Below are 20464 nucleotides of genomic sequence, written 5' to 3' on the forward strand. Positions count from 1 at the left end.
GGGCGGACATGCAAATGGAAGCAAAACAAGCCGGGCTGACATGCCTCTGTGCCGGTTGGACGCGCAAGGACAGAGCGCCCGGTGCGCCATGGGCGGCGACATTGCCAGTGCTGCTGGCAGCGTTGGTTCTGGTGCTACTTGCCTCGGGCGCAGTGCTGGCGGTTTATTATGATCCGCGTCACGCGTTTTGGTCGGTGCAGGGGATCATGCGCGGGGTACAAGGTGGCTGGCTGATGCTGGGTTATCATCGTGTTGGTGCAGGGCTCGTGTTCGCGCTGCTGGGGCTGCATCTGTTCCGCACGTTGCTGGTTCGCGGTTATCGAGGGGCAGGAGCGATGTCCTGGATGCTCTGGGTGACGCTGCTGGCCGTCCTGCTGCTGACCGGGTGGCTGGGGTTTGTACTGCAAGGTGGAGCGGGCGGGCATTGGGCGCTGCTGAATGCCACGCGCGCGGCGGTGATGATGTCCGGATTTCCTGGCACGGTGGCGATGTGGTTCTTCGGCGGCCCAGCGGGGGGCGATACGCTGGCTAGGTTGCTGGTGTTGCACGCCGTGCTGGCGCTGGGGGCGGCAGGGCTGATTTGCATGGCCAGCCGGGCGGCCAAGCGGGCCAAACCGGTGCCCAATGGCCAAGTGGTGGCCTTCTGGCCGGTTTATGCGTCGCAATATTTCGCGGCGCTGGCCGGGCTGGCTTTGGTTTTTTCCCTGCTGCTGGGGTTTGCCCCGCATTGGGGGCAGGGGATGCAAAGCGTTTTCGCGCCCACGCCGCTGCTGGTGGCCGTGCCGGTTTCCTATCCATGGTATCTGTGGCCGCTGGCCAGGCTGGCCGGGCTGCTGCCTGGCGTGGGTGGACAGGTTCTGGCGGTTATGGTGCTGTTTGTATTGTTATACGCGTTGCCCTGGCTGGACCGCTCCAACGGCGCGCCGCCTAGGCGGCTATATAAGGTGCTGATCTGGTTGTTAGGGCTGGATATTCTGGTGCTGGGCGTGGCAGGGCCAATGCTGGCGGCCTTGTGCAGCGCCTGGGTTTTTTTCCATTTCCTCGTTCTCACCCCGCTTGTGACCGCGATGGAGGCCGCATGATGCGTCGTTTTTTTGCGCCCCTGCTGGCGGTGGGGGTGTTGGCAAGCGGTGCGGCGCGGGCGGAGGACACGCTATCACCTCTGCATTTTCAGTCCCAGGGCTGGTCCGGCACCATCGACAAAGCCGCCGCGCAACGTGGTTTTGCCGTGTATGAGGGTGTATGCGCGAGCTGCCATAGCCTGCATGGCCTGCATTACCGGGATTTGGAAGGGCTAGGGCTGACGCCAGCGCAGGTGGCGGGCATTGCCGCCAATGTGAGGCTGGCGAATGGGCAGCCCGCCACGCTGAATTCCCGGTTCAAGACGCCAGGGGCGATCAGTATGGGCGGGGCAACGCCGCCTGATCTTTCAAACATCGTGGCGCAGCGCCCTGGCGGAACCCGGTATGTCTATGATTTTCTCACCGGCTTTGGACCTCCCCCGGCGGGTGTTTCTCTGTTGCCCGGGCACTTTTATAATGCCGTCTTTCCGGGCGGGCAGGTTTCCATGCCCGCCGTGCTGCGCGATAACGCAGTAACCTATGCCGATGGCGCCAAGGCCAGCACGGCACAGGAGGCGGCGGATGTGGCGGAGTTTCTAACATGGGCTTCAGACCCCAATCTTTCGGCACGGCATGCGGTGGGGCTGCGGGCGGTGCTGTTCTTCGCGTTCCTCACGATTGTAGCGCTGCTGGTCAAACGGCGGATCTGGCGGGAGGAGGGCTGAACGGCGTTGCGGCAGAGGCGCGGGCGTGCCGCCTGTGCCACGAGGCATTGCCGTTGGGCGCGCGACCGGTGTTCCGCGTGTCCCGCACCGCGCGGCTGTTGGTGATCTCTCAGGCGCCGGGGACGAAGGTGCATGCGAGCGGTCTGCCGTTTGACGATGCTTCCGGCGACCGGCTGCGGGGCTGGATGGGAATTGGCCGCGAGATTTTTTACGATGAGGCGAAGCTCGCCTTCATGCCGATGGGTTTTTGCTATCCAGGCCGCTTACCCAATGGCGGGGACGCGCCGCCGCGGCCGGAATGCGCGCCGCTCTGGCATGAGAAATTGCTGGTGGGGATGGAACGGTTGGAACTGATTCTCCTTGTGGGCGGTTACGCGCAGCGGCGGTATCTGGGCAAGGGCAGCATGACGGAAAATGTCCGGGTGCAGATGCCAGGCGGGCGGTTTTTGGCCTTACCACATCCGTCCTGGCGGACAAGCGGATGGGAGCGGAAAAACTCTTGGTTTGGAGAAGAGATTTTGCCGCGATTGCGGGCGGAGGTGGCGCGGTTGACGCAAGCCGGATGAGGAGAAGCGGGGTAAGAGCCGGGTCATGATTGCATCCGCGTGGTTTGGACTGAGCGTCTCACTTGGCATTGGGCTGCTGATTGGCCTTGAGCGCGAACGCTCCAAGGGAGGCGGAGCAGGGCGGCGCCCGGCGGGCATACGGACCTTTACGCTTGTGTCTTTGCTGGGGGCGGTTGCGGTGCATCTGGGCGGCCGGATATTTCTGGCACTTGTGATGGTTGGCGTGATGGTGCTCACGGCTTTATCTTACTCCCGGGACCGGGGCGATGACCCGGGGCTTACAACTGAAATGGGCTTGCTGGTCACGCCGTTGCTGGGTGGTTTGGCGATGTCCGATGCGAGTCTGGCTGCCGGTCTTGGCGCGGCGGTTGCGGTTATTTTTGCCGTGAAGGAGGCGTTGCACAGCTTTGTCACGCGCGTTCTGACCGCCGGGGAGGTAACGGACGGGCTGATTTTCGCGGTTGCGACGCTAATTGTTTGGCCGCAATTACCTGACCGTTATTTGGGGCCGTTTCAGGCGCTTAATCCGCATAGTCTCTGGTTTCTGGTGATCTTGATCATGGCTATCGGCGCGGGCGGCCATGCTGCGGCGCGAGGGCTGGGGGCACGCTTTGGTTTGCCGATTGCAGGGCTTGCTTCCGGATTTGTGTCCAGCACGGCGACGGTTGGCGCGATGGCGGGGCGGGCAAAACGCGCCTCCGCCAACCTGGATGCGGCCGTTGCGGGGGCGATGTTTTCGACCGTGGCGACTTTTGTGCAGATTGCGTTTTTGCTGACGGCGGTTTCGCGCCCCACGCTGCTGCTGCTGGCGCCCGCTTTGCTCGCGGGGGGCGGGTTCGCGGCGCTTTACGCGGGCGGGTTTGCGTTGCGGAAGGCGGGTGCCGGCGGGAAGGCTGAAATTGAGCCGGGGCGGGCTTTCAATATCGCGGGGGCGCTTGGGTTGGCCGCGATGATCGCTATGATGCTGGTGGGGGCGGCGGCTTTGAGAGACTGGTTGGGAGAAGCAGGAGTAACGGTCGGTGCGGCTGTTGCGGGCTTTGCGGATGCGCATTCTCCGACGATCTCCATCGCGTCGCTGGTTGCTTCCGGCAAAATGGTTCCGGCGGCGGCTGTTATGCCGATTCTTGTGGCGGTGACGAGTAATACCATGTCGAAATTGGTGGTGGCGGCGAGTATTGGCAGCCGTGCATTTGTGCTGCGTATTGTGCCGGGCATTGTGGGGGCAACCGTAGCAGCGTGGCTGGCTGTTTCTATGACGGTTTAAGAAGTTATTTTGATTAGTGACATTAGCAGCAGTAGTTTGGAGTTTTGTTGCCGTTTGCGATTAAATTTAGTGAGCTAGCAGTCTTTGCGTCATGGCTACTTTAGGGGGCGTTGGGCATTTTGCTACTTTTGCTTTAATTTCCTCTTATGCCTGCTATAAAAGAAATTAACGCTATCGATATGGCCTCGCGGCAGTGCACAGACCGTACAACATATAAGCCCGATAGCAGAACAACGCAGGGAGATTTATTATGGCGGATTTCGTTTGCAGTTGTTGTGGTGGAAAAAGGCATGAAGTTGGTAGGCCCTCGCGGCGCGGTTTTATACGTACAGGCTTGATGACGGCGGGTGTTATTGGCGCGTCGGCTATGTTGTCCCGGAAAGCGATGGCGCAAACGGCTCTCGCCCCGGAAGCGTCGCTCGCTAAACTGATGGCGGGTAATAAGCGGTTTATGAAGGCCCAGCTGACGTCTTTCGATGAAGATTTGTCGGTTTTGAAGAAAAATACGGTGGCAAAACAAGAGCCGTTTGCCGCTGTGCTGTCCTGCGCGGATTCACGCGTGCCTCCGGAGATTATATTCGACCAGAGCATTGGCCACCTGTTTATCACCCGTGTGGCGGGCAATATCGCCACGTCTGAAGTGATTGCCAGCCTTGAATATGGTGCGGCTGTGCTGGGCACCAGCGTGATTTTGGTGCTGGGGCATAGCGGCTGCGGCGCGGTAAAGGCGGCAATGGCGGGCAAGGAAGTGCCAGGGCAGATCAGCGACCTTTATGCCCCGTTACGTCAGGCGGTTGATGAGGGCGATGGTAATTTCGAAGCGACAATCAAGGATAACGCTGAAATTCAGGCGCATATTCTGGCCACGGCGTCGCCGGTCCTCGCGGCGCTGATCAAGCAGAAGAAACTCAAAGTCGCGTCCGGCTATTATGCGTTGGATACGGGAGAGGTCACGTTGCTGAGCTGAACCAGCCTAAAGCGTGGGAGGCTGCTACTTTGGCCTCACCGCCTCAAGATTGTTCGCGTAGCTCCGCCAGTGACTTCACCGCATTGCCCTCGGCATCGAAATTCGCCTCATCCAGCCACGACAAAATCGCATCGCGCCGAGTGGGCCATTCAACGCCGAGAAGAGAGAACATGGCCGTGTCGCGTATGCGGCCTTTAACCACCATGTGTGCGCGCAACGTGCCTTCGTACGAAAAACCCAGACGGAGCGCGGCGCGTTTGGAGGGCTCGTTAAGGGCGTTACACTTCCAGACGAGGCGGCGATAGCCAAGGTCATCCGCCGCGTGGCGCAGGAGCAAGAATATGGCTTCCGTCGCGGCGCGGGTGCGGCGGAGTTCGGGACCGAACCAGATGCTGCCGAGTTCAATGGCGGCGTTGTGCGGTTCGACATTCATCAGTGACAAGAACCCGCAGACGCGCCCCAGCGTGACCGGACGAACCGCCCAGAAGGCGGCCGAGGGGTCGGCGCAATGGGCGGCGATCAGTGCTTCCACCGCCGCCACGCTGGGCCAGGGGCCGAAGGACATATAAGTGAAGCTGTCCTCGGCAAATTGAGCGGCCTCGAACAACTCCCGCGCATGGCGGCGGGAGAGCGGTTCCAGTGCCACGCGGTTGCCCTGGAATTTCTGGCGGGAGGGTAACGGGCGCGGCCAGCTATCCACCTCGGGGCCGATGGGCAGGGACATCATCCGCGCAATCGGGCCAGCGTGGCGGTGGTGGAGTGGCCGGGCAGAAGGTCCGCCAGCGCCACGCTGCCGCCCCAGCCTTCAACCAGATCCGCGCCGACCACGGTCTCACGCGTGTAGTCGGCGCCTTTGATCAGCATATCTGGTCGGATGCGCTTGATCAGCTCGATCGGCGTGTCTTCATCGAACACGCAAACTAGGTCGACGGAGGCCAGGGAGGCCAGCACGGCGGCGCGGGCGGCTTCGCCCTGGGCTGGGCGCGTGGGGCCTTTCAGCCGGGAGACCGAAGCGTCGGAATTGATGCCGACGATGAGTCGGTCGCACATGGCGCGGCATTGTTCCAGCAAATGCACGTGGCCAGGGTGCAGCAGGTCGAAACAGCCATTGGTGAAGCCGACCTTATAGCCGCGCAGGCGCCAGCGCTCGGCCATTTCAGCTGCGGCGGAGGCGGTGACGACTTTTTGCAGCGCTCCGGTGGCGGGGGCGATGTGGCTGAGAATGTCGGAAGGCCGTGCTACGGCGGTGCCGACCTTGCCCACCACGATGCCTGCCGCGATGTTGGCTAGGCGAGCGGCTTCCGGCAGCGGAACCTCGGCGGCAATGGCGGCGGCCAGAGCGGCGACCACGGTGTCTCCGGCGCCGGAGACGTCGAACACTTCCCGCGCTTCACCGGGGTAATGGCGGACCTCGGCGGAGGTGATCAGGCTCATCCCGTCCTCGGAGCGGGTGACCAGCACCGCGCCGAATTCGTGCTTCTCGCGCAGAGCCTGGGCGGCGGCGACGATCTGCGCCTCCGTGTCCACGGGCATGCCGGTGGCCTCGGCCAACTCCTTACGGTTGGGGGTGAGCACGTCGGCGCCGCGATAACGCTCATAATCCCGCCCTTTGGGGTCGACGATGAGGGGGCGACCCAGCTTCTTTGCGCCTTCGATCAGAGCCACGCACACCGGGGCGCTGAGCACACCTTTGCGATAATCGGACAGCACAGTGACGGAGGTGGCGGCCATGGCGTCCAGCGCGATGCGGATTAGGCGTTCGCTCAGCTTTTCGGGCAAGGCCAGCGTTTCCTCGCGGTCGGCGCGGATGAGGTGTTGGCCTTGCGCGATATAGCGGGTTTTCAGGGTGGTGGTGCGGCCGTTTTGCACCAGTAGCCAGGGCTCCACCCGCTCTTGCCCGCCGATGAGGCCGGTAAGGTCGGACCCGGCCTGGTCGTCTCCCACCACAGAGACGAAGGCGGCAGAGGTATCCAGCGCCGTGAGGTTACGCACTACATTGCCCGCCCCGCCGGGCATCGCCACCTCCCGAGTGACGGTGAGAATGGGCACCGGCGCCTCGGGGCTTACGCGATTGACTTCGCCATAGACATAGCGGTCCAGCATTGCGTCGCCCACCACCAGCACGCTGGCGCGGGAGAGTTTCTTCACATAGGCGCCGAGGTCGGCAGAGGAATCATTGGCCATGGGAAACCGCTAACGCGCCCCCGGCCTTCTGGCAACGGCGCAAAAACATGCTTATTTGTCGTACATCATGACAGAACTTCCGGCTTTTCTCGATTCCACCCGGCCGCAAGTGCCGGACCTCTCCGTGCCGCGCGGCGTGACGCCGTTCTATCTGCCCGAGCGCCCGGTGCGCGGGCGGCTGGTGCGGCTGGGGCCTTTGGGCGCCACACTGCTTTCCCGCCATGAGTATCCGGCTCCGGTGCGCGTGCTGCTGGGGCAGGCGCTGGCGCTGGCGGCGGGGCTTTCCACGGCGTTGAAATTCAAAGGCTCTTTTTCCATCCAGATCCGTGGTGACGGCCCGGTGCCGATGCTGGTGGTGGATTGCACCGAGGCCGGCGCCCTGCGCGGCTATGTGCGCGTGAGCGAAGATGCTGACATTCCCGAGGCGGCCACGGCACGCCAGCTTTTGGGTAAAGGCTATATCGCCTTCACGGTGGACCAGGGGCTGGACCGCGACCCGAGCCAGGGTATTGTGGCGATTGAGGGCGAAAGCCTAGCGGATATGACGGAATATTACTTCGCCACCTCTGAACAGCTGTCCGCGCGCGTTTTTTTGGCGGCGGGAGAGACGGAGGCGGGATGGCGGGCCTCTGCCCTGGTGATGGAGCGCGTGGCGGGCGCTGGCGGCGTGGGGCCGGAAATTTCGGAGGATGAACAGGCGGAAGCATGGCGCACCGCAAGTATTCTGGCCGAGACGGTGACGGCGGAAGAGTTGCTGGATGACGTGCTCTCCCCCGAGCGGCTGCTCTACCGGCTGTTCCATGGCGAGGGGGTGGCGGTTTCCAAGCCGCGCACGCTTAGTTTCGGCTGCCGCTGCTCGCGCCAGCGCCTGGGCGGCATCCTCGAAGGGTTCAACCAGGAGGATCTGGACCACATGGCCGTGGAAGGGCAGATCGTGATGACCTGCGAATTTTGTAATTTCGATTTCCGCTTTGCGCGCAATGATGTCGCCGGGCGGCCAAACCCGACTGAAGCTGGAGCGAGTGAATGAAACGACTTGTTTTTGCGCTGCCCTTGTTGATGCTGGCCTCTTGCGGCTCAACCCCGCCCGCGCCCAGCTTTCGACCACTGGATTATTCGTATTTGCCGCCGATCCTGCTGAAAGTGTCGCAGGTCAATGTGGTGAACGCCTACACGCCGACGCCATCCCAGGCGCAGACTGCGGCAATGGACCCCGCTCCGCCTGCCGATACGCTGATTGCGATGCTCAAACAGCGTTTGCAGCCTGCGGGCCAGCCCGGCACGGCGACGGTGACGGTGCAGAATGTATATGTGGATGACGTGAACGGCACCCTGACCGGGGCGATGACGGTGGACCTGAATCTGGCCAGCGCCAACGGGCATTCCACCGGTTTTACCGAGGCCAGCGTCAGCGCCAGCCAGACCGCACCGGATTCCGGCCATGCCGATGATATGCGGGCCGCGCTTTACGGCCTGACCAAGCGGTTGATGACACAGATGAATGTGCAGCTGCAATATGAGATCCAGAAGAACATGCCGAACTGGGTCTCCTGGACCAATAGCGGGGCCAGTGCCGCTTCGGCCTCCGAGGCGGCTGGGGATGGAGGCGGTGCCATTCAGGCAGCGCCACTGACTGCCCCTCCTGGCGTGGCGACGGTGTCCGGTGCTAAGAGCAGCGGCACCAGCGCGGCAACCGCCGCGTCCGGGCAGACCAACAATAACAAGGCCGTGCCCACTTACCTGCCCGGAGCAGGCCCGGCCGCTCTAGGAAGCGCTCAATAATGACCAAGCTTGCTTTGCTGCCGCGAGCCGGTATCGCCGAATGGGAAAAGATACCAGCGGAAAAAGTGCTCGAAGGCGAGCCCATGGCGCGGACCTTCGTGCTGTATGAAAACACCGCCAGGAAGCTGGCCGCCGGTGAATGGGAGGCGAGTCCTGGCAAGTGGCGCATCGCTTATAGCGAGTGGGAATATATGGAGATCATCTCCGGCGCTTGCGTGGTGGAAGGTGATGATGGCCGCCGGATTGAGGCAGGACCTGGGGATAAGTTCGTGATTGAACCCGGGTTTACAGGCACATGGGAGGTGCGCGCCCACATGCGCAAGAGCTGGGTGATCCACGAATAGGAGCCCTTCAGCTTAATGCTTGACGCGGCGCGCTGGCCGGTTTAGAGGGCGCGCTCCATTACACACCAATTTTTGTTCGGATAACATGGCCAATATCGCATCTGCCCAGAAACGCATCCGCCAGACGCTGAAGCGCACGGCGCGCAATAAGGCGCGTAAGTCTCGTGTGCATAGCTTCATCCGTAAGGTGGAAGAAGCTGTGGCTGCTGGTGACAAAGCTGCCGCCCAGGCTGCTTTCATCGCCGCTCAGCCGGAGCTGCAGCGTGCTGCTGGCAAGGGCGTGCTGAAGGCGAACGCGGTTGCGCGGAAGCTTTCTCGTCTTTCTGCCAGCGTGAAGGCTGTTGCTGCCTGATTAAGGAGTGATGCGGAGGTTTAGCCTCTGTATCAAAAACTGTACATTTTCTCAGCCGCCGTCATCTTGTTGTAATGGCAAGATGCGGCGGTTTTCTGTGTCTGGGTTTGAGACGATTTGGGTAACTCCATAAAGAATCGGGCGCAAGAAAGTTTTTTCTTTGTAACTCGTTGTTTTTTATGTTTTTTTCTGGATTGTCAGAGGTTTGTTCGCGATGGCAGAGATTTTGCCCGCTTGCTTCGGCCGGGTGTTTGGACCTAAACTCAAGCCCTCATATTGACCGTTCTGGGCTGTCTCATTTCTGGGAAAGTAGAGCTTTCTTAAAAGCGCTGCTTTGCGGAAGGGTGGTTTGCGGCGGTTTTACGCGGGATCAGGTGAGGCAGAATGGGGATCAACCTGGAGATCAAAACTTCTGGTCAGGGCGGCGTCGGGCTGCAAACCTCCGCGGTTTGGAATGACGAGTCGCAGTTGGCTGAGCAGTGGGCACGGGTACGCGCGCGCCTACAGGCCGAAGTGGGCGAGGTGGAGTACCGGACCTGGTTGAAGCAGGTCAGCTTTGCTGGGCTGGCGGGGGACGAGGTGGTGGTGATGCTGCCGACCCGCTTTCTGCGCGACTGGGTCAACAAGGAATATGGCGAGCTGATCGCCTCGTTCTGGCAGCAGGAGAACCAGCTGGTGAAGCGGGTGGAGTTCCGCACCGGCGCGCCTGCCTCGCGCCCTGCGGCGCCGGACTTGGCGGAGCCTGTGCAGGCGCCGTCCGCCGGGCAGCCCGCTATGGTCGCGCCGCGCCAGGAAAACATGGCGGCGCTGGACCAGCGTTTTACCTTTGAGACCTTCGTGGTCGGTAAACCCAATGAATTCGCCTATGCCTGTGCCCGTCGCGTGGCGGAAGCACCGGCAACGGCGGGCTTCAACCCGTTGTTTCTTTATGGTGGGGTTGGCCTCGGCAAAACGCATCTGATGCACGCGATTGCGTGGGAGCTTTCTACCAATGCGCGCGGCGGGCGGCCGGTCTCGGTGGCGTATATGTCGGCTGAGAAGTTCATGTACCGCTTCATTAACGCGCTGCGCTCCCAGTCCACGCTGGAGTTCAAGAACGAGTTGCGCTCTGTCGATGTGCTGATGATCGATGATCTGCAGTTCCTTATAGGCAAGGACAACACACAGGAAGAGTTCTTCCACACATTCAATGCGCTGGTGGATGCGGGCAAGCAGATCGTGATTTCAGCGGACAAGTCGCCGTCTGATCTCTCCGGGCTTGAGGATCGGCTGCGGACCCGGCTGGGCTGCGGCATGGTGGCCGATCTGCATGCCACTACCTTCGAGCTGCGCTATTCCATTCTGGAGGCCAAGGCCCAGCGCGCCGGGGTGGAAGTGCCGCCGAAGGTGCTGGAATTCCTGGCCCGTAAGATTACCAGCAATAACCGTGAGCTGGAAGGCGCGCTCAATCGTCTGGTTGCCCATGCCAATTTGTTCAACCGGCAGGTGACGATCGACACCGCTCACGAGGTGCTACACGATGTGCTGAAGGCCCATGACCGCAAAATCTCCATCCAGGAGATTCAGAAGCGCGTCTGCGAGCACTATAATATACGTATCGCGGAAATGTCCTCCGCCCGGCGCGCGCGCAATATCGCCCGTCCGCGTCAGGTGGCGATGTATCTGGCCAAGCAGTTGACCTCCAAGAGCCTGCCGGATATCGGGCGGCATTTTGGCAACCGGGACCATACCACAGTGATGCATGCAGTCTCGCGCGTGACGGAGCTGATTGCCCAGGATGCCGCCTTCGCGGAGGATGTGGAGCTGCTGAAGCGGCTTCTAGAGAACTGAGCAGGCGGACGGGTTGAGGAAAGGGCGCTGAACGCGCCGCCGCCGGGGGGGCAAAAATGCCCCCTTTGTTTTACGCCGTAACGCTGACTTTCCTCCTTTTGTTCACCTTGCTAGTCTAAGGTACGAATCGGCCAATAAATTCGGGGATTCGATCGCTGTCTGGAAGGGTACCATGAAGTTCAAGGCCGATCGCGCCACGCTGATGAAGTCTCTCGCCCATGTGCAGAACGTGGTGGAGAAGCGGAATACCATCCCCATCCTGGCCAATGTGTTGCTGCTGGTGAAAGAGGGCAAGCTGACCATCGCCGCGACGGATCTTGAGATCGCGCTGGTTGAGGAGGTGGCGGCAGAGCCCTTGCGCGATGGCGCCATTACCGTGCCCGCTGCGACTCTGTATGAGATTGTCCGCCGCCAGCCGGAAAATGCGGTGATCGAACTGGACCACCCGGGTGGAGACGCGCAGCTGGCATTGCGGGCAGGGCGTTATTCGACCAGCTTAGTTGCGCTTTCGGTTGAGGAGTTTCCGAAGCTCGATGCGGGCAAGCTGTCCCATAATTTCGTGCTTTCAGCGCAGGAGCTGCGCGGGCTGATCGACCGTACGCGCTTTGCGATCTCTACCGAGGAGACGCGGTATTACCTAAACGGCATCTATCTCCACGCCGCTGAGGGCCAGGACGGCCCGGTGCTGCGCGCCGTGGCGACGGACGGGCACCGCTTGGCGCGTGTTGAGGAACCGCTGCCGCAGGGCGCGGCGGGTATGCCGGGCATTATCGTGCCACGTAAGACCGTGACCGAACTGCGCAAGCTGCTGGATGAGGCGAGCGGTGAGGTGGAAGTGGCGCTGTCTGAAACGCGTATCCAGTTCACCATCGGCACGATGAAGCTGACCAGTAAGCTGATCGACGGTACCTTCCCTGATTATGACAGGGTGATTCCGCGCGGAAATGATAAGATTCTGCGCGTGGATAAAAGGGATTTCAACGATGCGGTAGGACGCGTTTCCGCGATTTCCGCCGAGAAGCATCGCCCGGTTAAGCTGTCGTTGGCGAAGGATCTGCTGGTGATCTCTGCGGCGTCCGCCGAGCAGGGCTCCGCGTCCGAGGAGTTGGGCGGGGATCTGGTGGATTATCAGGCCGGGCCTTTGGAAATTGGCTTCCAGGCGCGTTATCTCTCGGATGTGACAGACCAGATTAAGGGCAAGGTGGAATTCGCCTTCGCGGACGGGGCCGCGCCGACCCTGGTGCGTGACCAGGAGGATAATTCCGCCGTCTATGTGCTGATGCCGATGCGGGTGTGAGCGGCGTGGCTTTTCTGTAAAAGAGCCGAGCTCTCGTAAAGCTTTTGCAAGCTGGTCTGTTGAGGGCTGCTCGGCTGGGGCAAGACCTCGAAGAGCTGCAAAGGAATCCGAAAACGACTCTGACACGCCTCATTCTTTCTGATTTCCGCTCCTACGCCGCGCTGCGTTTTGAACCGCAGGCGCGGCGTTTGGTGTTTGCGGGGCCGAATGGGGCGGGCAAGACCAATTTGCTGGAAGCCGCGTCTTTGCTGGTGCCAGGGCGGGGGCTGCGCGGTGCGCGGTTTTCGGAGCTGGCCCGGCAAGGTGGGGCAGGAGGCTGGGCGGTGGCTGCGCGGTTCGACAATGGGCTGGAAATTGGCACCGGCGCGGTCGAAGGCGCGCCGGACCGGCGGGAGTTTCGCCTGAACGGGGTTAAGCCGCGCGCGCAGAGCGAGGTGGCGGAACAGTTTGCCGCAGTTTGGCTCACCCCGCAGATGGACCGGCTGTTTACCGACACGACATCCGGCCGGCGTAAATTTTTGGACCGGTTGGTGATTGCGCTAGAGCCGTTTCATGCCCGTGAGATCGCGGCGTTTGAGAGTGCCTCTGCCCAGCGTAACCGTCTATTGGCAGAGCCGCCTTTTGACCCGGCCTGGGTGGCTGCGCTTGAGGATTCCATGGCGCGCCATGCGGTGGCAGCTGTTGCGGCGCGGGCGGCGTTGATCGCGCGTTTGAATGCCACGCTGGCGGCAGGGGGCGCTGATCCGTTTCCGCGTGTGGTGCTGGGGTTGGCGTGCCCCATTGCTCAGAAACTGGCTGAAGCCCCGGCCCTTGATGTCGAGGAGTGGCTGCGGGCGGCCTTGAGAAGCGCGCGCCGGGCCGATGCGGCGGCGAAAGCGGCAGGTTACGGGCCGCAAAAAACTGATTTGCTGATTATGGACGCGCTCACCGGTCGCCCGGCGGTGTTGTCTTCCACCGGGCAGCAAAAGGCGATGCTGATAGGTATTGTGCTGGGCCATGCCGCGATGATCGCCGCCGCACGGGGGGAGCCATCGCTTTTACTGCTGGATGAACCGCTGGTGCATCTGGACGCTGAACGTCGCCAGGCGTTGTTTGTGGCACTGGAAAAGGCAGATTTTCCGGCCTGGCTGACCGGTACGGATTTGGAGGTTTTCAAGGGGCTGGATGCCGCCTGTTACCGCGTGCAGGGTGGCGTGTTGACGGTGCAGCCAGGTTTTTGACTCATGGTCATTCCATCGTAAGAACCCTCATGCGTATTCTTATACTTGGTGACCTTCTTGGTCGGTCGGGCCGGGAGGCGGCCCTGAACCATATTCCTGCTCTGCGTAAATCCCTTAAACTCGATTTTGTCGCAGTGAATGCCGAGAACGCCTCTCATGGGTTTGGGCTGGGGCCGGATATGGCGGAAGCGCTGTTTGCCGTCGGGACGGATGTGATTACTCTGGGCAACCATGCCTGGGACCGGCGGGAGATTATTCCTTACATCGCTAATGAGAAGCGATTGGTGCGCCCGATCAATTTTCCGCCTGGCACGCCGGGGGCAGGGGCTTGTCTAGCCGTGCTGCCGGACGGGCGCAAAGTGTTGGTGGCGCAGGCCATGGGGCGGCTGTTCATGGATCCAATGGATTGCCCATTCCGCGCGATTGAGGAACTGCTGACCCGCCACCGGCTTGGGATAACCACCCAGGCGATCCTGCTGGATATTCATGCCGAGGCGAGTTCCGAGAAAATGGCGTTCGGCCATGCGTTTGACGGGCGGGTGAGTGCGGTGACCGGCACCCATACCCATGTGCCCACGGCGGATCATCAGGTGTTGCCAGGGGGCACGGCCTATGCCTCGGATCTTGGCATGTGCGGGGATTATGATTCGGTCATCGGCATGACCAAGGCGCCCGCGCTGAACCGGTTTATCCGTAAAATGCCGGGGGAAAGGCTGAGCCCGGCGGAAGGCCCGGCAACGCTCTGCGGTGTGTTTGTGGAGACGGATGACGCGACGGGGCTGGCGCGCAGGATTGAGCCGGTGCGGCTGGGCGGACGGTTGATCCCCGCCTTGCCGGAGATTTGAGGTGTTTCATGGGCTGTTAAGCAGCAGGGTGCAGAATCAGGAAGGTTTTATCATCCCGTTCAGGCAGGAATTTGATGTCTTCTTTGGTTTTGGAGCTGAAACAGGGCGAATCGATGATCCTCAACGGCGCGGTCATCCGGTTCAAGACGCGGACGAAGTTGGAGCTGAACAACCATGCGCGCTTCCTGTTCGGCAAGCAGGTGATGCGTCTGGAGGATGCGACCAGCCCGGCGCGCCAAGCCTATTACGCGCTGCAGCAGGTTTATATCGGGCCCGAGGAGGAACGCGCCGCCGCGTTAGATGAAGCGCGAGAGGTGATTGGCGGTTATCTGGCCGCGGCTGGTCCGAAAGGGAAGGCGGATTGGGCTGCGCTGCAGCGCCTTGCCACCGAGGAGACGGCGTTGGAGGCGCTGAAGCTGGCGCGACGGATAATCCGGGACGAGGAAACGTCGCCCCGGGGTAACTAGGCGGCGCTTAGCGCTTCCAGCCGGTTCAGCAGGGCGGGTACGTCCGGCAGCACCTCGAACAGATTACGCACCTCCGGCTTCGCGAAGCCACGCTTGATCGTCTCGTCCACCATAGCGATGAACGGGTCCGCCCAGCCGAGAATATTCACCAGAATAATCGGCTTTTTATGCTGGCCTAGCTGTTTCCAGGTTAGAATTTCGAACGTCTCATCATATGTGCCAAGCCCTCCCGGCATCACCACGAAGGCGTCGCCCAGCGCGAAGAGGCGGCGCTTGCGTGTGTGCATCGAGTCGGTGACGATCAATTCGGTCAGGCCCTGGAATTCAACCTCGCGCTGACGCAGAAAATCCGGGATGATGCCTGTGACCTCGCCGCCCGCTGCCAGTGTGGTGCCCGCGGTAATGCCCATCAGCCCCACATTGCCACCGCCAAAGACCAGGTTCATGCCGCGCGCGCCCAGCCCTTTGCCCAAAGCTTCAGCCGCCGCCGCATAGGCCGGGTCCTGCCCCGAATTGGAGCCGCAAAAAACGGTGACGGAAAAACTACCCATATGGTTCTGCCTCGCTTCCAGTTCTGCCCTGTTCGTGGCAGGCTGTGGCCGCCATGGCAAGCAACGACAATACCGGGACAGCCGCGCCGAAGCGGCATAATAGGCGCGTTATCGCCCTGATCGTGCTGGCTGTGCTGGCGGTGGGGGATGCGGTGCTGCTATTTTATGTGCATCGCGGCCACAAAGTGCCGCCCGCACCCTCCGTGCCGGCGGCTGCGCCGCCGCCCGCATCAGCGCCGCCCGCCAAGGCCGGGCCGCCTGTACCGAGCTTCGACATTGTGCGGGTTGACCCGCAGGGCAATACCGTGGTGGCGGGCCGAGCCGTGCCGGGGGCGACTGTCACGGTGAAGGACGGTGATAATGTGCTGGGCACGGTGAAGGCTGATTCGCAGGGGGCTTTTGTATTGATTCCCGCTAACCCGCTACCGCCCGGCGCGCATGAGATCACGCTTTCGGAGACTTTGCCCGATGGCAAGACGCTGGAAGGCACGCAGAGCGCCTCCATCAATCTGCCTGGGAATGGTCAGCCTGTCTTGGCCGTGGTCTCCGGGCCGGATGGCAGCAAGGTTGTCACCGGCCAGGGGCCGAAGCCCGGGCAGCTTGGCATGGGGGCGGTGGATTATGACACGCATGGCCATGCCGTTTTCAGTGGCACGGCGCCAGCGGGGGCGAATGTTACGGTTAAGCTGGGCAATATGACGCTGGGCACCGCCAGGGCGGATTCAACCGGGCATTGGCATTTGCAGGCGCCTGTGCCGGATGAGCCGGGGATTATCACCTTGAATGCCACCGCGCCGGACGGCGGGGGCTTGCCCGCGGTGAGTGTGCCATTCGCGCCTGAAGCGCTCTCCAAGGCGCTGGGAGACGGCCATGTGATTATTACCCCCGGTGACAATCTCTGGATGATCGCCCGGCAGGTTTATGGGAAGGGGACCTTGTACACGCTGATCTATTCCGCCAATGCCGGTAAGATCCGTAATCCAAATCTGATTTTCCCGGGGCAGACGTTCACTCTGCCCCCGAAAAAGGCGAACTGAACAAGGCGAGGCGCTGAATGAATATTGCTGAAACTGTGAAATCGGTGATGAGCCCGCCGCATAAGGCGGGGTATCCGTTCATCATCGGCGGCGTTGTGGTGGCATTGGTCGGGCTTGTGCTCTGGACGCCGTTGGCTTGGCTTGGTGTACTTTTCACCTTGTTCTGCCTCTATTTCTTCCGTGACCCGGAGCGTGTGCTGCCGCCGCGCAAGGATGTGCTCGTGGCTCCCGCGGACGGGCTGGTGGTGAGCATTGAGCAAGCCGTTCCGCCCGCTGAACTGGGCTTGTCATCAGAGCCGCGCACCCGTGTGGCGATTTTTCTCTCGGTGCTGGATGTTCATGTGAACCGCGCCCCCATCTCCGGGGTGGTACAGAAGATTGCGTACCATCCTGGTTTGTTCCTGTCCGCAGCCGAGGACAAGGCGAGTGATGATAATGAGCGGAATTCCATGCTGCTGCACACCCATGACGGGCGTGAAGTGGTGGTGGTGCAGATTGCCGGGCTGATTGCGCGGCGGATTCTGTGCGAGGTGACGGAAGGTCAGCCGCTGCTTGCCGGACAGCGTTTTGGCATTATCCGCTTTGGCTCGCGCACCGATTTGTATTTGCCGGAAGGCTGTACGCCACTGGTGACGGTGGGGCAGCGCATGATTGGCGGTGAGACGGTGATTGCCGAGATGCCGCCGAAGGACGCGTCCTTTCCATGAGAAAAATCCGCCGCCTGCCCAGGCGGCAGCGTTTTTCGGGTCTCAGCTTCAATCGCATGCTACCCAATCTCATGACGCTGCTGGGGCTTTGCATCGGGCTGTCTTCCATCCGGCTGGGGTTAGAAGGGCGATATGGCACGGCGGTGCTAGCCATTGCTGTCTCCGGTGTGATCGATGGGCTGGACGGACGGCTGGCCCGGCTGTTGAAGGCGACCTCGCGCTTTGGGGCGGAGTTTGATTCGCTGGCCGATTTCCTGTGTTTCGGCGTGGCGCCGTCTTTGCTGCTGTATATGTGGTCGTTGCAGCCTTGGGGGGCGATAGGGTTTTTGCCGCCTTTGATGTTTACCTCGGCCATGGCGCTGCGGCTAGCGCGGTTTAACGCGGCGCTGGATTCCGCGCCCAAGGCGGCCTTCGCTTATAATTTCTTCACCGGCGTACCCGCCCCCGCTGGGGCGGTTCTGGCGCTGTTTCCGCTGTTTATCGGGCTGGCGGCCGGGGAGCATGGGCAGCTCTGGCTGTTGGCGCTGGTGAGCTATCCGCTGTTCACGGCGGCGGTGCTGGCGGTCACGGCGGTGCTGTGCGTTTCCAATCTGCCGATCTGGAGTTTCAAGAACTTCAAAATTCCCACGGCGGGGGTACTGCCCTTGCTGCTTGGCGTGGTGGTGTTCGCCGCACTGACTTTTGCGGACCCGTTCATGGCGGGGGCGTTGGCAGGGCTGGCTTATATTGTGATGCTGCCGTTTTCGCTACGCAGCTATCGGAAGCTGGCGCGTGAGGCGGAGGCGCGGCGCGCAGCGGCTGAGATGGAAGATGAGGAAGACGGCCAGCCGGCGGTTTAGCGGGTTGGTTTCTTATTCTGGCGCCAGCGGTTTTGAGCGGGCATTCTGAAACGCCCGCTTCATGGTTTGTGCTGTGCCGGCTTTCAGCCCTGCACGTCGATATCCGGCCGGTCGATGCCGAGGGTTTCCTCGGTATGCCAGACGCCATCTTCGGTTTCGTACATGATGGTTGTGGTGTCGCCCGGCACGCGCTGTTCGAGCGCCACGCGGCGGGCGGCCTTCAACGCGGCTTCGTGCGTTGGGAAGGTCTCTGAAAAGCTGCCATTCAACGTATAGGCGAAGCCGCCATCATGCGGGACGATCTTATAATGCGTGGTGCTCATGGGCGCACTCCTATGGTTGCGTTTACAATTAATATGGGTGCTCAGCGCAGCCGTGCCATGGCCAGCGCATCAGCATAGGCTCCATTGCGAAACACGTCCGCGCGCAGATATCCCTCGGTCTCGAAGCCGAGTGATTCATAGAGACGGATGGCGGGGTGGTTTTCCGCCAGCACGGCGAGGCTGACGCGGCTGAGTCCTAGCCAATGATCGGCAAGGTCCAACGCGGCGTTGAGCAACGCGCGGCCGATCCCTTGGCCTTGATAAGCGTCGTGCACCATCATGGAGGTCAGGGTGGCGCTGTGTAAAGCGCGGCCCTGACCCTGCTGCAGCACGGCGAGGCCAGTGAGGGCCGTCCCGGAAAGGGCGGCAATGGCATGTTGCCCGGTGGCGGAAGCAAGACCGTGCATGGCTGTTTCCGCCATGAACGGGATCGCGGTGGTGCCGTGGCGTATGCCGGGCAAGTTCATCAAACCGGCCAGGGCCGGGGCATCCTCCGGCTCCAGCGCGCGCAGGGTGAAAGGCTGCCGTGGCGCTTGCGGCGGGCGCGGCGGTGGGCTGGTGCGATCCACAACCAAGCCCGGGCGCAGCCGGGCCATGGCGAAATTATCCGCCAGCACGCCGTCCTGCATGGCGAAATGGTGCTGGGTGACTTCAACCTCAAAACCCGCTGAGCGGTAAAGCGCAATGGCGGGTTCGTTATTGGTGAAGACGTCCAGCTCCAGCTTTTGCAGGTTCAACCAGTTATCCGCGAGGTCCAGCAATGCGGTGAGCAGGGCGCGGCCAATGCCCTGGCGGCGTGATTCTTCCGCCACCATCAGTCCCAGAGATGCCGCATAAGCCCGGCGGAGAGAAGATTCGCGGGTTAGGCTAGCCTCGCCCAGAATTGTTCCATCTGCCCCGCAGGCAACGAGGCTGGTGCGCAAGGACTGATTGGCCGCGAAGAAGTGTGCGGAGGCGTCCAGGCTCACGAACGGCAGCCCCATGGTGAAGCGCCGCACGCTGGGCTGGTTATAAATGCGGTTGATGGCCGGAATATCGGAGGGTCGGGTGGCACGGATGGTGGTCATGCTTGCGCCCGCGCCAGCGGCGTGCCGTCTAGGAAAGTTAAAACCAGGGAAAACATGCGGGAAGGCTCCTTTGCGGGACGGCAGGCGGAGCGTTTTGCTTGAAAAACCCCGCCGGTTGGTTGCGGGCGGGGGAAGCTGGCGGCTTAGCCAGCCAGTTGCCCGAGCGCGCCCGCGCCGCCAATTTTAATGGCGGCTACGTTCATAAGGAGGGCGCGAAGGTGGATCATAGCGTAAAAAGCTAGTGAGAAATGCGTGGCTTGCCAAGCTCCTATTTTACACTGGCACTTGTTTCCCGTGCCGGGAGGCGTTTTGGTGCATACAAAGAGCGAAGGAGTGAACATGGCCCTGAAACCGCAGGTGAAACAGGCTTTGATTATCGGGGCGTCGCGCGGGCTTGGGCTGGGACTTATGAAGGAATACCTTCGTCGGGGCTGGAATGTGACCGCCACGGTGCGTACGGCTGTCTCCGGCGCGGGGCTGGAAAATTATTTCGATCAGCTCACTATGGACACGCTGGATATCAATAATTCGCACATGGTGGAGGCGTTCCTGGCCCGGATGAAGGGGCGGGTATTCGATGTGATTGTGCTGAATGCCGGAATTTATGGCCCGCGCGAGAAAAAAGTGAGCGAGGCGACGCAGGAGGAGGTCACCCATCTGATCCTCACCAACGCCATTGCCCCGGTGCGGCTGGCGGAACGGCTGGTGCCGTTACTGCGGCCTGAGATGGGGGTGCTGGCGTTCATGTCCTCCGTGCTGGGCAGTCTGGAGGTGAATGCCAACGATGCTAGCCCACTTTATGCCGCCAGCAAGGCGATGCTGAACCGGCTTACCCGTGCTTTTGCCGCGGAACATGAATATCTGACCATCGTGAATCTCCACCCTGGCTGGGTGAGAACCGATATGGGCGGCGAGAATGCGACGCTGGATGTGGAAACCAGCGCGCGGGGCATGGCGGATGTTCTGGGGGCCCGCGCGGGGCAGGGCGGGCACGAGTTTTTGGACTATCGGGGTAAGATCATTCCCTGGTAGCGCG

Annotated in this window: 24 protein-coding genes; 19 read left to right on the plus strand and 5 right to left on the minus strand. The window is 61.6% G+C overall.

Annotation, left to right across the window (positions count from 1 at the left end; genetic code table 11):
- Positions 1-8: 8 nt before the first annotated feature.
- The 5 genes from BUB54_RS07425 (at position 9) to BUB54_RS07445 (ending at position 4583) form a co-directional block, all read left to right on the plus strand.
- Positions 9-1082: a cytochrome b N-terminal domain-containing protein gene (locus BUB54_RS07425; RefSeq protein WP_048879388.1), complete on the plus strand. Its 1074-nt coding sequence runs from the start codon at positions 9-11 to the stop codon at positions 1080-1082.
- Positions 1079-1786 carry a cytochrome c1 gene (locus BUB54_RS21430; RefSeq protein WP_073211412.1) on the plus strand — a complete coding sequence of 236 codons (708 nt, stop codon included), beginning with the start codon at positions 1079-1081 and terminating at the stop codon, positions 1784-1786. The genes BUB54_RS07425 and BUB54_RS21430 overlap by 4 nt, the downstream gene beginning before the upstream one ends.
- A gap of 77 nt (positions 1787-1863) precedes the next feature.
- The gene (locus BUB54_RS07435; protein ID WP_342351559.1) at positions 1864-2352 is read left to right on the plus strand and encodes a uracil-DNA glycosylase family protein; all 489 of its coding nucleotides are present in this window, start codon (positions 1864-1866) and stop codon (positions 2350-2352) included.
- Positions 2353-2377: 25 nt separating this feature from the next.
- Complete coding sequence (locus BUB54_RS07440) at positions 2378-3616, plus strand: MgtC/SapB family protein (protein WP_048879390.1); 1239 nt, start codon at positions 2378-2380, stop codon at positions 3614-3616.
- A 337-nt stretch (positions 3617-3953) separates the two neighbouring features.
- Positions 3954-4583, plus strand: a complete 630-nt coding sequence (locus BUB54_RS07445; protein ID WP_217652455.1) for a carbonic anhydrase — start codon at positions 3954-3956, stop codon at positions 4581-4583.
- A gap of 43 nt (positions 4584-4626) precedes the next feature.
- Here the strand turns inward: BUB54_RS07445 and BUB54_RS07450 are convergent, their stop codons facing one another.
- Together BUB54_RS07450 and rfaE1 are read right to left on the minus strand one after the other, a co-directional pair.
- A complete protein-coding gene (locus tag BUB54_RS07450; protein WP_048879392.1) occupies positions 4627-5310 on the minus strand; it encodes a GNAT family N-acetyltransferase in 684 nt (227 codons plus the stop codon).
- Positions 5307-6767: a D-glycero-beta-D-manno-heptose-7-phosphate kinase gene (gene rfaE1 / locus BUB54_RS07455; protein ID WP_048879393.1), complete on the minus strand. Its 1461-nt coding sequence runs from the start codon at positions 6765-6767 to the stop codon at positions 5307-5309. Before rfaE1 ends, BUB54_RS07450 begins: the two co-directional genes overlap by 4 nt.
- A 67-nt stretch (positions 6768-6834) precedes the next feature.
- Here rfaE1 and hslO point away from each other — a divergent pair, with 67 nt between their 5' ends.
- The 9 genes from hslO to BUB54_RS07500 all read left to right on the plus strand — a co-directional run bounded on the left by hslO (position 6835) and on the right by BUB54_RS07500 (position 14904).
- Positions 6835-7797 carry an Hsp33 family molecular chaperone HslO gene (hslO, locus tag BUB54_RS07460; protein ID WP_048879394.1) on the plus strand — a complete coding sequence of 321 codons (963 nt, stop codon included), beginning with the start codon at positions 6835-6837 and terminating at the stop codon, positions 7795-7797.
- Positions 7794-8549, plus strand: a complete 756-nt coding sequence (locus tag BUB54_RS07465) for a hypothetical protein (protein WP_048879395.1) — start codon at positions 7794-7796, stop codon at positions 8547-8549. Before hslO ends, BUB54_RS07465 begins: the two co-directional genes overlap by 4 nt.
- Complete coding sequence (locus BUB54_RS07470; protein ID WP_048879396.1) at positions 8549-8893, plus strand: cupin domain-containing protein; 345 nt, start codon at positions 8549-8551, stop codon at positions 8891-8893. Before BUB54_RS07465 ends, BUB54_RS07470 begins: the two co-directional genes overlap by 1 nt.
- Positions 8894-8978: 85 nt before the next feature.
- Positions 8979-9245, plus strand: coding sequence for a 30S ribosomal protein S20 (gene rpsT, locus BUB54_RS07475; protein ID WP_048879397.1), 267 nt, complete (start codon positions 8979-8981; stop codon positions 9243-9245).
- A gap of 384 nt (positions 9246-9629) precedes the next feature.
- The gene (gene dnaA, locus BUB54_RS07480) at positions 9630-11075 is read left to right on the plus strand and encodes a chromosomal replication initiator protein DnaA (RefSeq protein ID WP_082075697.1); all 1446 of its coding nucleotides are present in this window, start codon (positions 9630-9632) and stop codon (positions 11073-11075) included.
- Positions 11076-11247: 172 nt separating this feature from the next.
- Positions 11248-12372, plus strand: a complete 1125-nt coding sequence (gene dnaN / locus BUB54_RS07485) for a DNA polymerase III subunit beta (protein WP_048879398.1) — start codon at positions 11248-11250, stop codon at positions 12370-12372.
- A 59-nt stretch (positions 12373-12431) separates the two neighbouring features.
- Positions 12432-13592, plus strand: a complete 1161-nt coding sequence (recF, locus tag BUB54_RS07490) for a DNA replication/repair protein RecF (RefSeq protein WP_241869404.1) — start codon at positions 12432-12434, stop codon at positions 13590-13592.
- A 29-nt stretch (positions 13593-13621) separates the two neighbouring features.
- Complete coding sequence (locus tag BUB54_RS07495) at positions 13622-14437, plus strand: TIGR00282 family metallophosphoesterase (RefSeq protein ID WP_048879399.1); 816 nt, start codon at positions 13622-13624, stop codon at positions 14435-14437.
- Positions 14438-14511: 74 nt separating this feature from the next.
- Positions 14512-14904 carry a flagellar biosynthesis repressor FlbT gene (locus BUB54_RS07500; protein ID WP_048879400.1) on the plus strand — a complete coding sequence of 131 codons (393 nt, stop codon included), beginning with the start codon at positions 14512-14514 and terminating at the stop codon, positions 14902-14904.
- Here BUB54_RS07500 and BUB54_RS07505 read toward each other — a convergent pair.
- Positions 14901-15455: an LOG family protein gene (locus BUB54_RS07505; protein WP_048879401.1), complete on the minus strand. Its 555-nt coding sequence runs from the start codon at positions 15453-15455 to the stop codon at positions 14901-14903. The genes BUB54_RS07500 and BUB54_RS07505 overlap by 4 nt on opposite strands.
- Before the next feature lie 53 nt (positions 15456-15508).
- On the opposite strand from BUB54_RS07505, the gene BUB54_RS07510 reads away from it, so the two are divergent.
- Genes BUB54_RS07510 through BUB54_RS07520 form a run of 3 tightly spaced genes read left to right on the plus strand, consistent with a single transcriptional unit; the run spans position 15509 to position 18038 of the window.
- Positions 15509-16492: an Ig-like domain-containing protein gene (locus tag BUB54_RS07510; protein ID WP_048879402.1), complete on the plus strand. Its 984-nt coding sequence runs from the start codon at positions 15509-15511 to the stop codon at positions 16490-16492.
- A gap of 17 nt (positions 16493-16509) precedes the next feature.
- A complete protein-coding gene (locus tag BUB54_RS07515; protein WP_048879403.1) occupies positions 16510-17199 on the plus strand; it encodes a phosphatidylserine decarboxylase in 690 nt (229 codons plus the stop codon).
- Positions 17196-18038, plus strand: a complete 843-nt coding sequence (locus tag BUB54_RS07520; protein ID WP_048879404.1) for a CDP-alcohol phosphatidyltransferase family protein — start codon at positions 17196-17198, stop codon at positions 18036-18038. Before BUB54_RS07515 ends, BUB54_RS07520 begins: the two co-directional genes overlap by 4 nt.
- Positions 18039-18121: 83 nt before the next feature.
- Here the strand turns inward: BUB54_RS07520 and BUB54_RS07525 are convergent, their stop codons facing one another.
- Together BUB54_RS07525 and BUB54_RS19920 are read right to left on the minus strand one after the other, a co-directional pair.
- Positions 18122-18361: a DUF2188 domain-containing protein gene (locus tag BUB54_RS07525; protein WP_048879405.1), complete on the minus strand. Its 240-nt coding sequence runs from the start codon at positions 18359-18361 to the stop codon at positions 18122-18124.
- Positions 18362-18402: 41 nt separating this feature from the next.
- On the minus strand, positions 18403-19428 hold the full coding sequence (locus tag BUB54_RS19920) for a GNAT family N-acetyltransferase (RefSeq protein WP_048879406.1): 1026 nt from the start codon (positions 19426-19428) through the stop codon (positions 18403-18405).
- A gap of 98 nt (positions 19429-19526) precedes the next feature.
- Between BUB54_RS19920 and BUB54_RS20725 the strand changes: the two genes are divergently transcribed.
- Together BUB54_RS20725 and BUB54_RS07540 are read left to right on the plus strand one after the other, a co-directional pair.
- Positions 19527-19670 carry a hypothetical protein gene (locus BUB54_RS20725; RefSeq protein WP_158320125.1) on the plus strand — a complete coding sequence of 48 codons (144 nt, stop codon included), beginning with the start codon at positions 19527-19529 and terminating at the stop codon, positions 19668-19670.
- A 97-nt stretch (positions 19671-19767) separates the two neighbouring features.
- Positions 19768-20460: an SDR family oxidoreductase gene (locus BUB54_RS07540; protein ID WP_048879407.1), complete on the plus strand. Its 693-nt coding sequence runs from the start codon at positions 19768-19770 to the stop codon at positions 20458-20460.
- Positions 20461-20464: the final 4 nt, after the last annotated feature.

It is taken from the genome of Acidocella aminolytica 101 = DSM 11237 (genome assembly GCF_900129125.1).
Taxonomy (GTDB): domain Bacteria; phylum Pseudomonadota; class Alphaproteobacteria; order Acetobacterales; family Acetobacteraceae; genus Acidocella; species Acidocella aminolytica.

Excerpts from the sequence above, each read along its gene's own strand:
- BUB54_RS07525 (WP_048879405.1), bottom strand. The coding sequence starts at position 18,361 with ATGAGCACCACGCATTATAAGATCGTCCCGCATGATGGCGGCTTCGCC.
- BUB54_RS07510 (WP_048879402.1), top strand. The coding sequence starts at position 15,509 with ATGGCAAGCAACGACAATACCGGGACAGCCGCGCCGAAGCGGCATAAT.
- BUB54_RS07540 (WP_048879407.1), top strand. The coding sequence starts at position 19,768 with ATGGCCCTGAAACCGCAGGTGAAACAGGCTTTGATTATCGGGGCGTCG.
- hslO (WP_048879394.1), top strand. The coding sequence starts at position 6,835 with ATGACAGAACTTCCGGCTTTTCTCGATTCCACCCGGCCGCAAGTGCCG.
- rpsT (WP_048879397.1), top strand. The coding sequence starts at position 8,979 with ATGGCCAATATCGCATCTGCCCAGAAACGCATCCGCCAGACGCTGAAG.
- BUB54_RS07515 (WP_048879403.1), top strand. The coding sequence starts at position 16,510 with ATGAATATTGCTGAAACTGTGAAATCGGTGATGAGCCCGCCGCATAAG.
- BUB54_RS07500 (WP_048879400.1), top strand. The coding sequence starts at position 14,512 with ATGTCTTCTTTGGTTTTGGAGCTGAAACAGGGCGAATCGATGATCCTC.
- BUB54_RS07505 (WP_048879401.1), bottom strand. The coding sequence starts at position 15,455 with ATGGGTAGTTTTTCCGTCACCGTTTTTTGCGGCTCCAATTCGGGGCAG.
- rfaE1 (WP_048879393.1), bottom strand. The coding sequence starts at position 6,767 with ATGGCCAATGATTCCTCTGCCGACCTCGGCGCCTATGTGAAGAAACTC.
- BUB54_RS07445 (WP_217652455.1), top strand. The coding sequence starts at position 3,954 with ATGACGGCGGGTGTTATTGGCGCGTCGGCTATGTTGTCCCGGAAAGCG.
- BUB54_RS07495 (WP_048879399.1), top strand. The coding sequence starts at position 13,622 with ATGCGTATTCTTATACTTGGTGACCTTCTTGGTCGGTCGGGCCGGGAG.
- dnaA (WP_082075697.1), top strand. The coding sequence starts at position 9,630 with ATGGGGATCAACCTGGAGATCAAAACTTCTGGTCAGGGCGGCGTCGGG.
- BUB54_RS07425 (WP_048879388.1), top strand. The coding sequence starts at position 9 with ATGCAAATGGAAGCAAAACAAGCCGGGCTGACATGCCTCTGTGCCGGT.
- BUB54_RS19920 (WP_048879406.1), bottom strand. The coding sequence starts at position 19,428 with ATGACCACCATCCGTGCCACCCGACCCTCCGATATTCCGGCCATCAAC.
- BUB54_RS07465 (WP_048879395.1), top strand. The coding sequence starts at position 7,794 with ATGAAACGACTTGTTTTTGCGCTGCCCTTGTTGATGCTGGCCTCTTGC.
- BUB54_RS07450 (WP_048879392.1), bottom strand. The coding sequence starts at position 5,310 with ATGATGTCCCTGCCCATCGGCCCCGAGGTGGATAGCTGGCCGCGCCCG.
- BUB54_RS21430 (WP_073211412.1), top strand. The coding sequence starts at position 1,079 with ATGATGCGTCGTTTTTTTGCGCCCCTGCTGGCGGTGGGGGTGTTGGCA.
- dnaN (WP_048879398.1), top strand. The coding sequence starts at position 11,248 with ATGAAGTTCAAGGCCGATCGCGCCACGCTGATGAAGTCTCTCGCCCAT.
- BUB54_RS07520 (WP_048879404.1), top strand. The coding sequence starts at position 17,196 with ATGAGAAAAATCCGCCGCCTGCCCAGGCGGCAGCGTTTTTCGGGTCTC.
- BUB54_RS07440 (WP_048879390.1), top strand. The coding sequence starts at position 2,378 with ATGATTGCATCCGCGTGGTTTGGACTGAGCGTCTCACTTGGCATTGGG.
- BUB54_RS07470 (WP_048879396.1), top strand. The coding sequence starts at position 8,549 with ATGACCAAGCTTGCTTTGCTGCCGCGAGCCGGTATCGCCGAATGGGAA.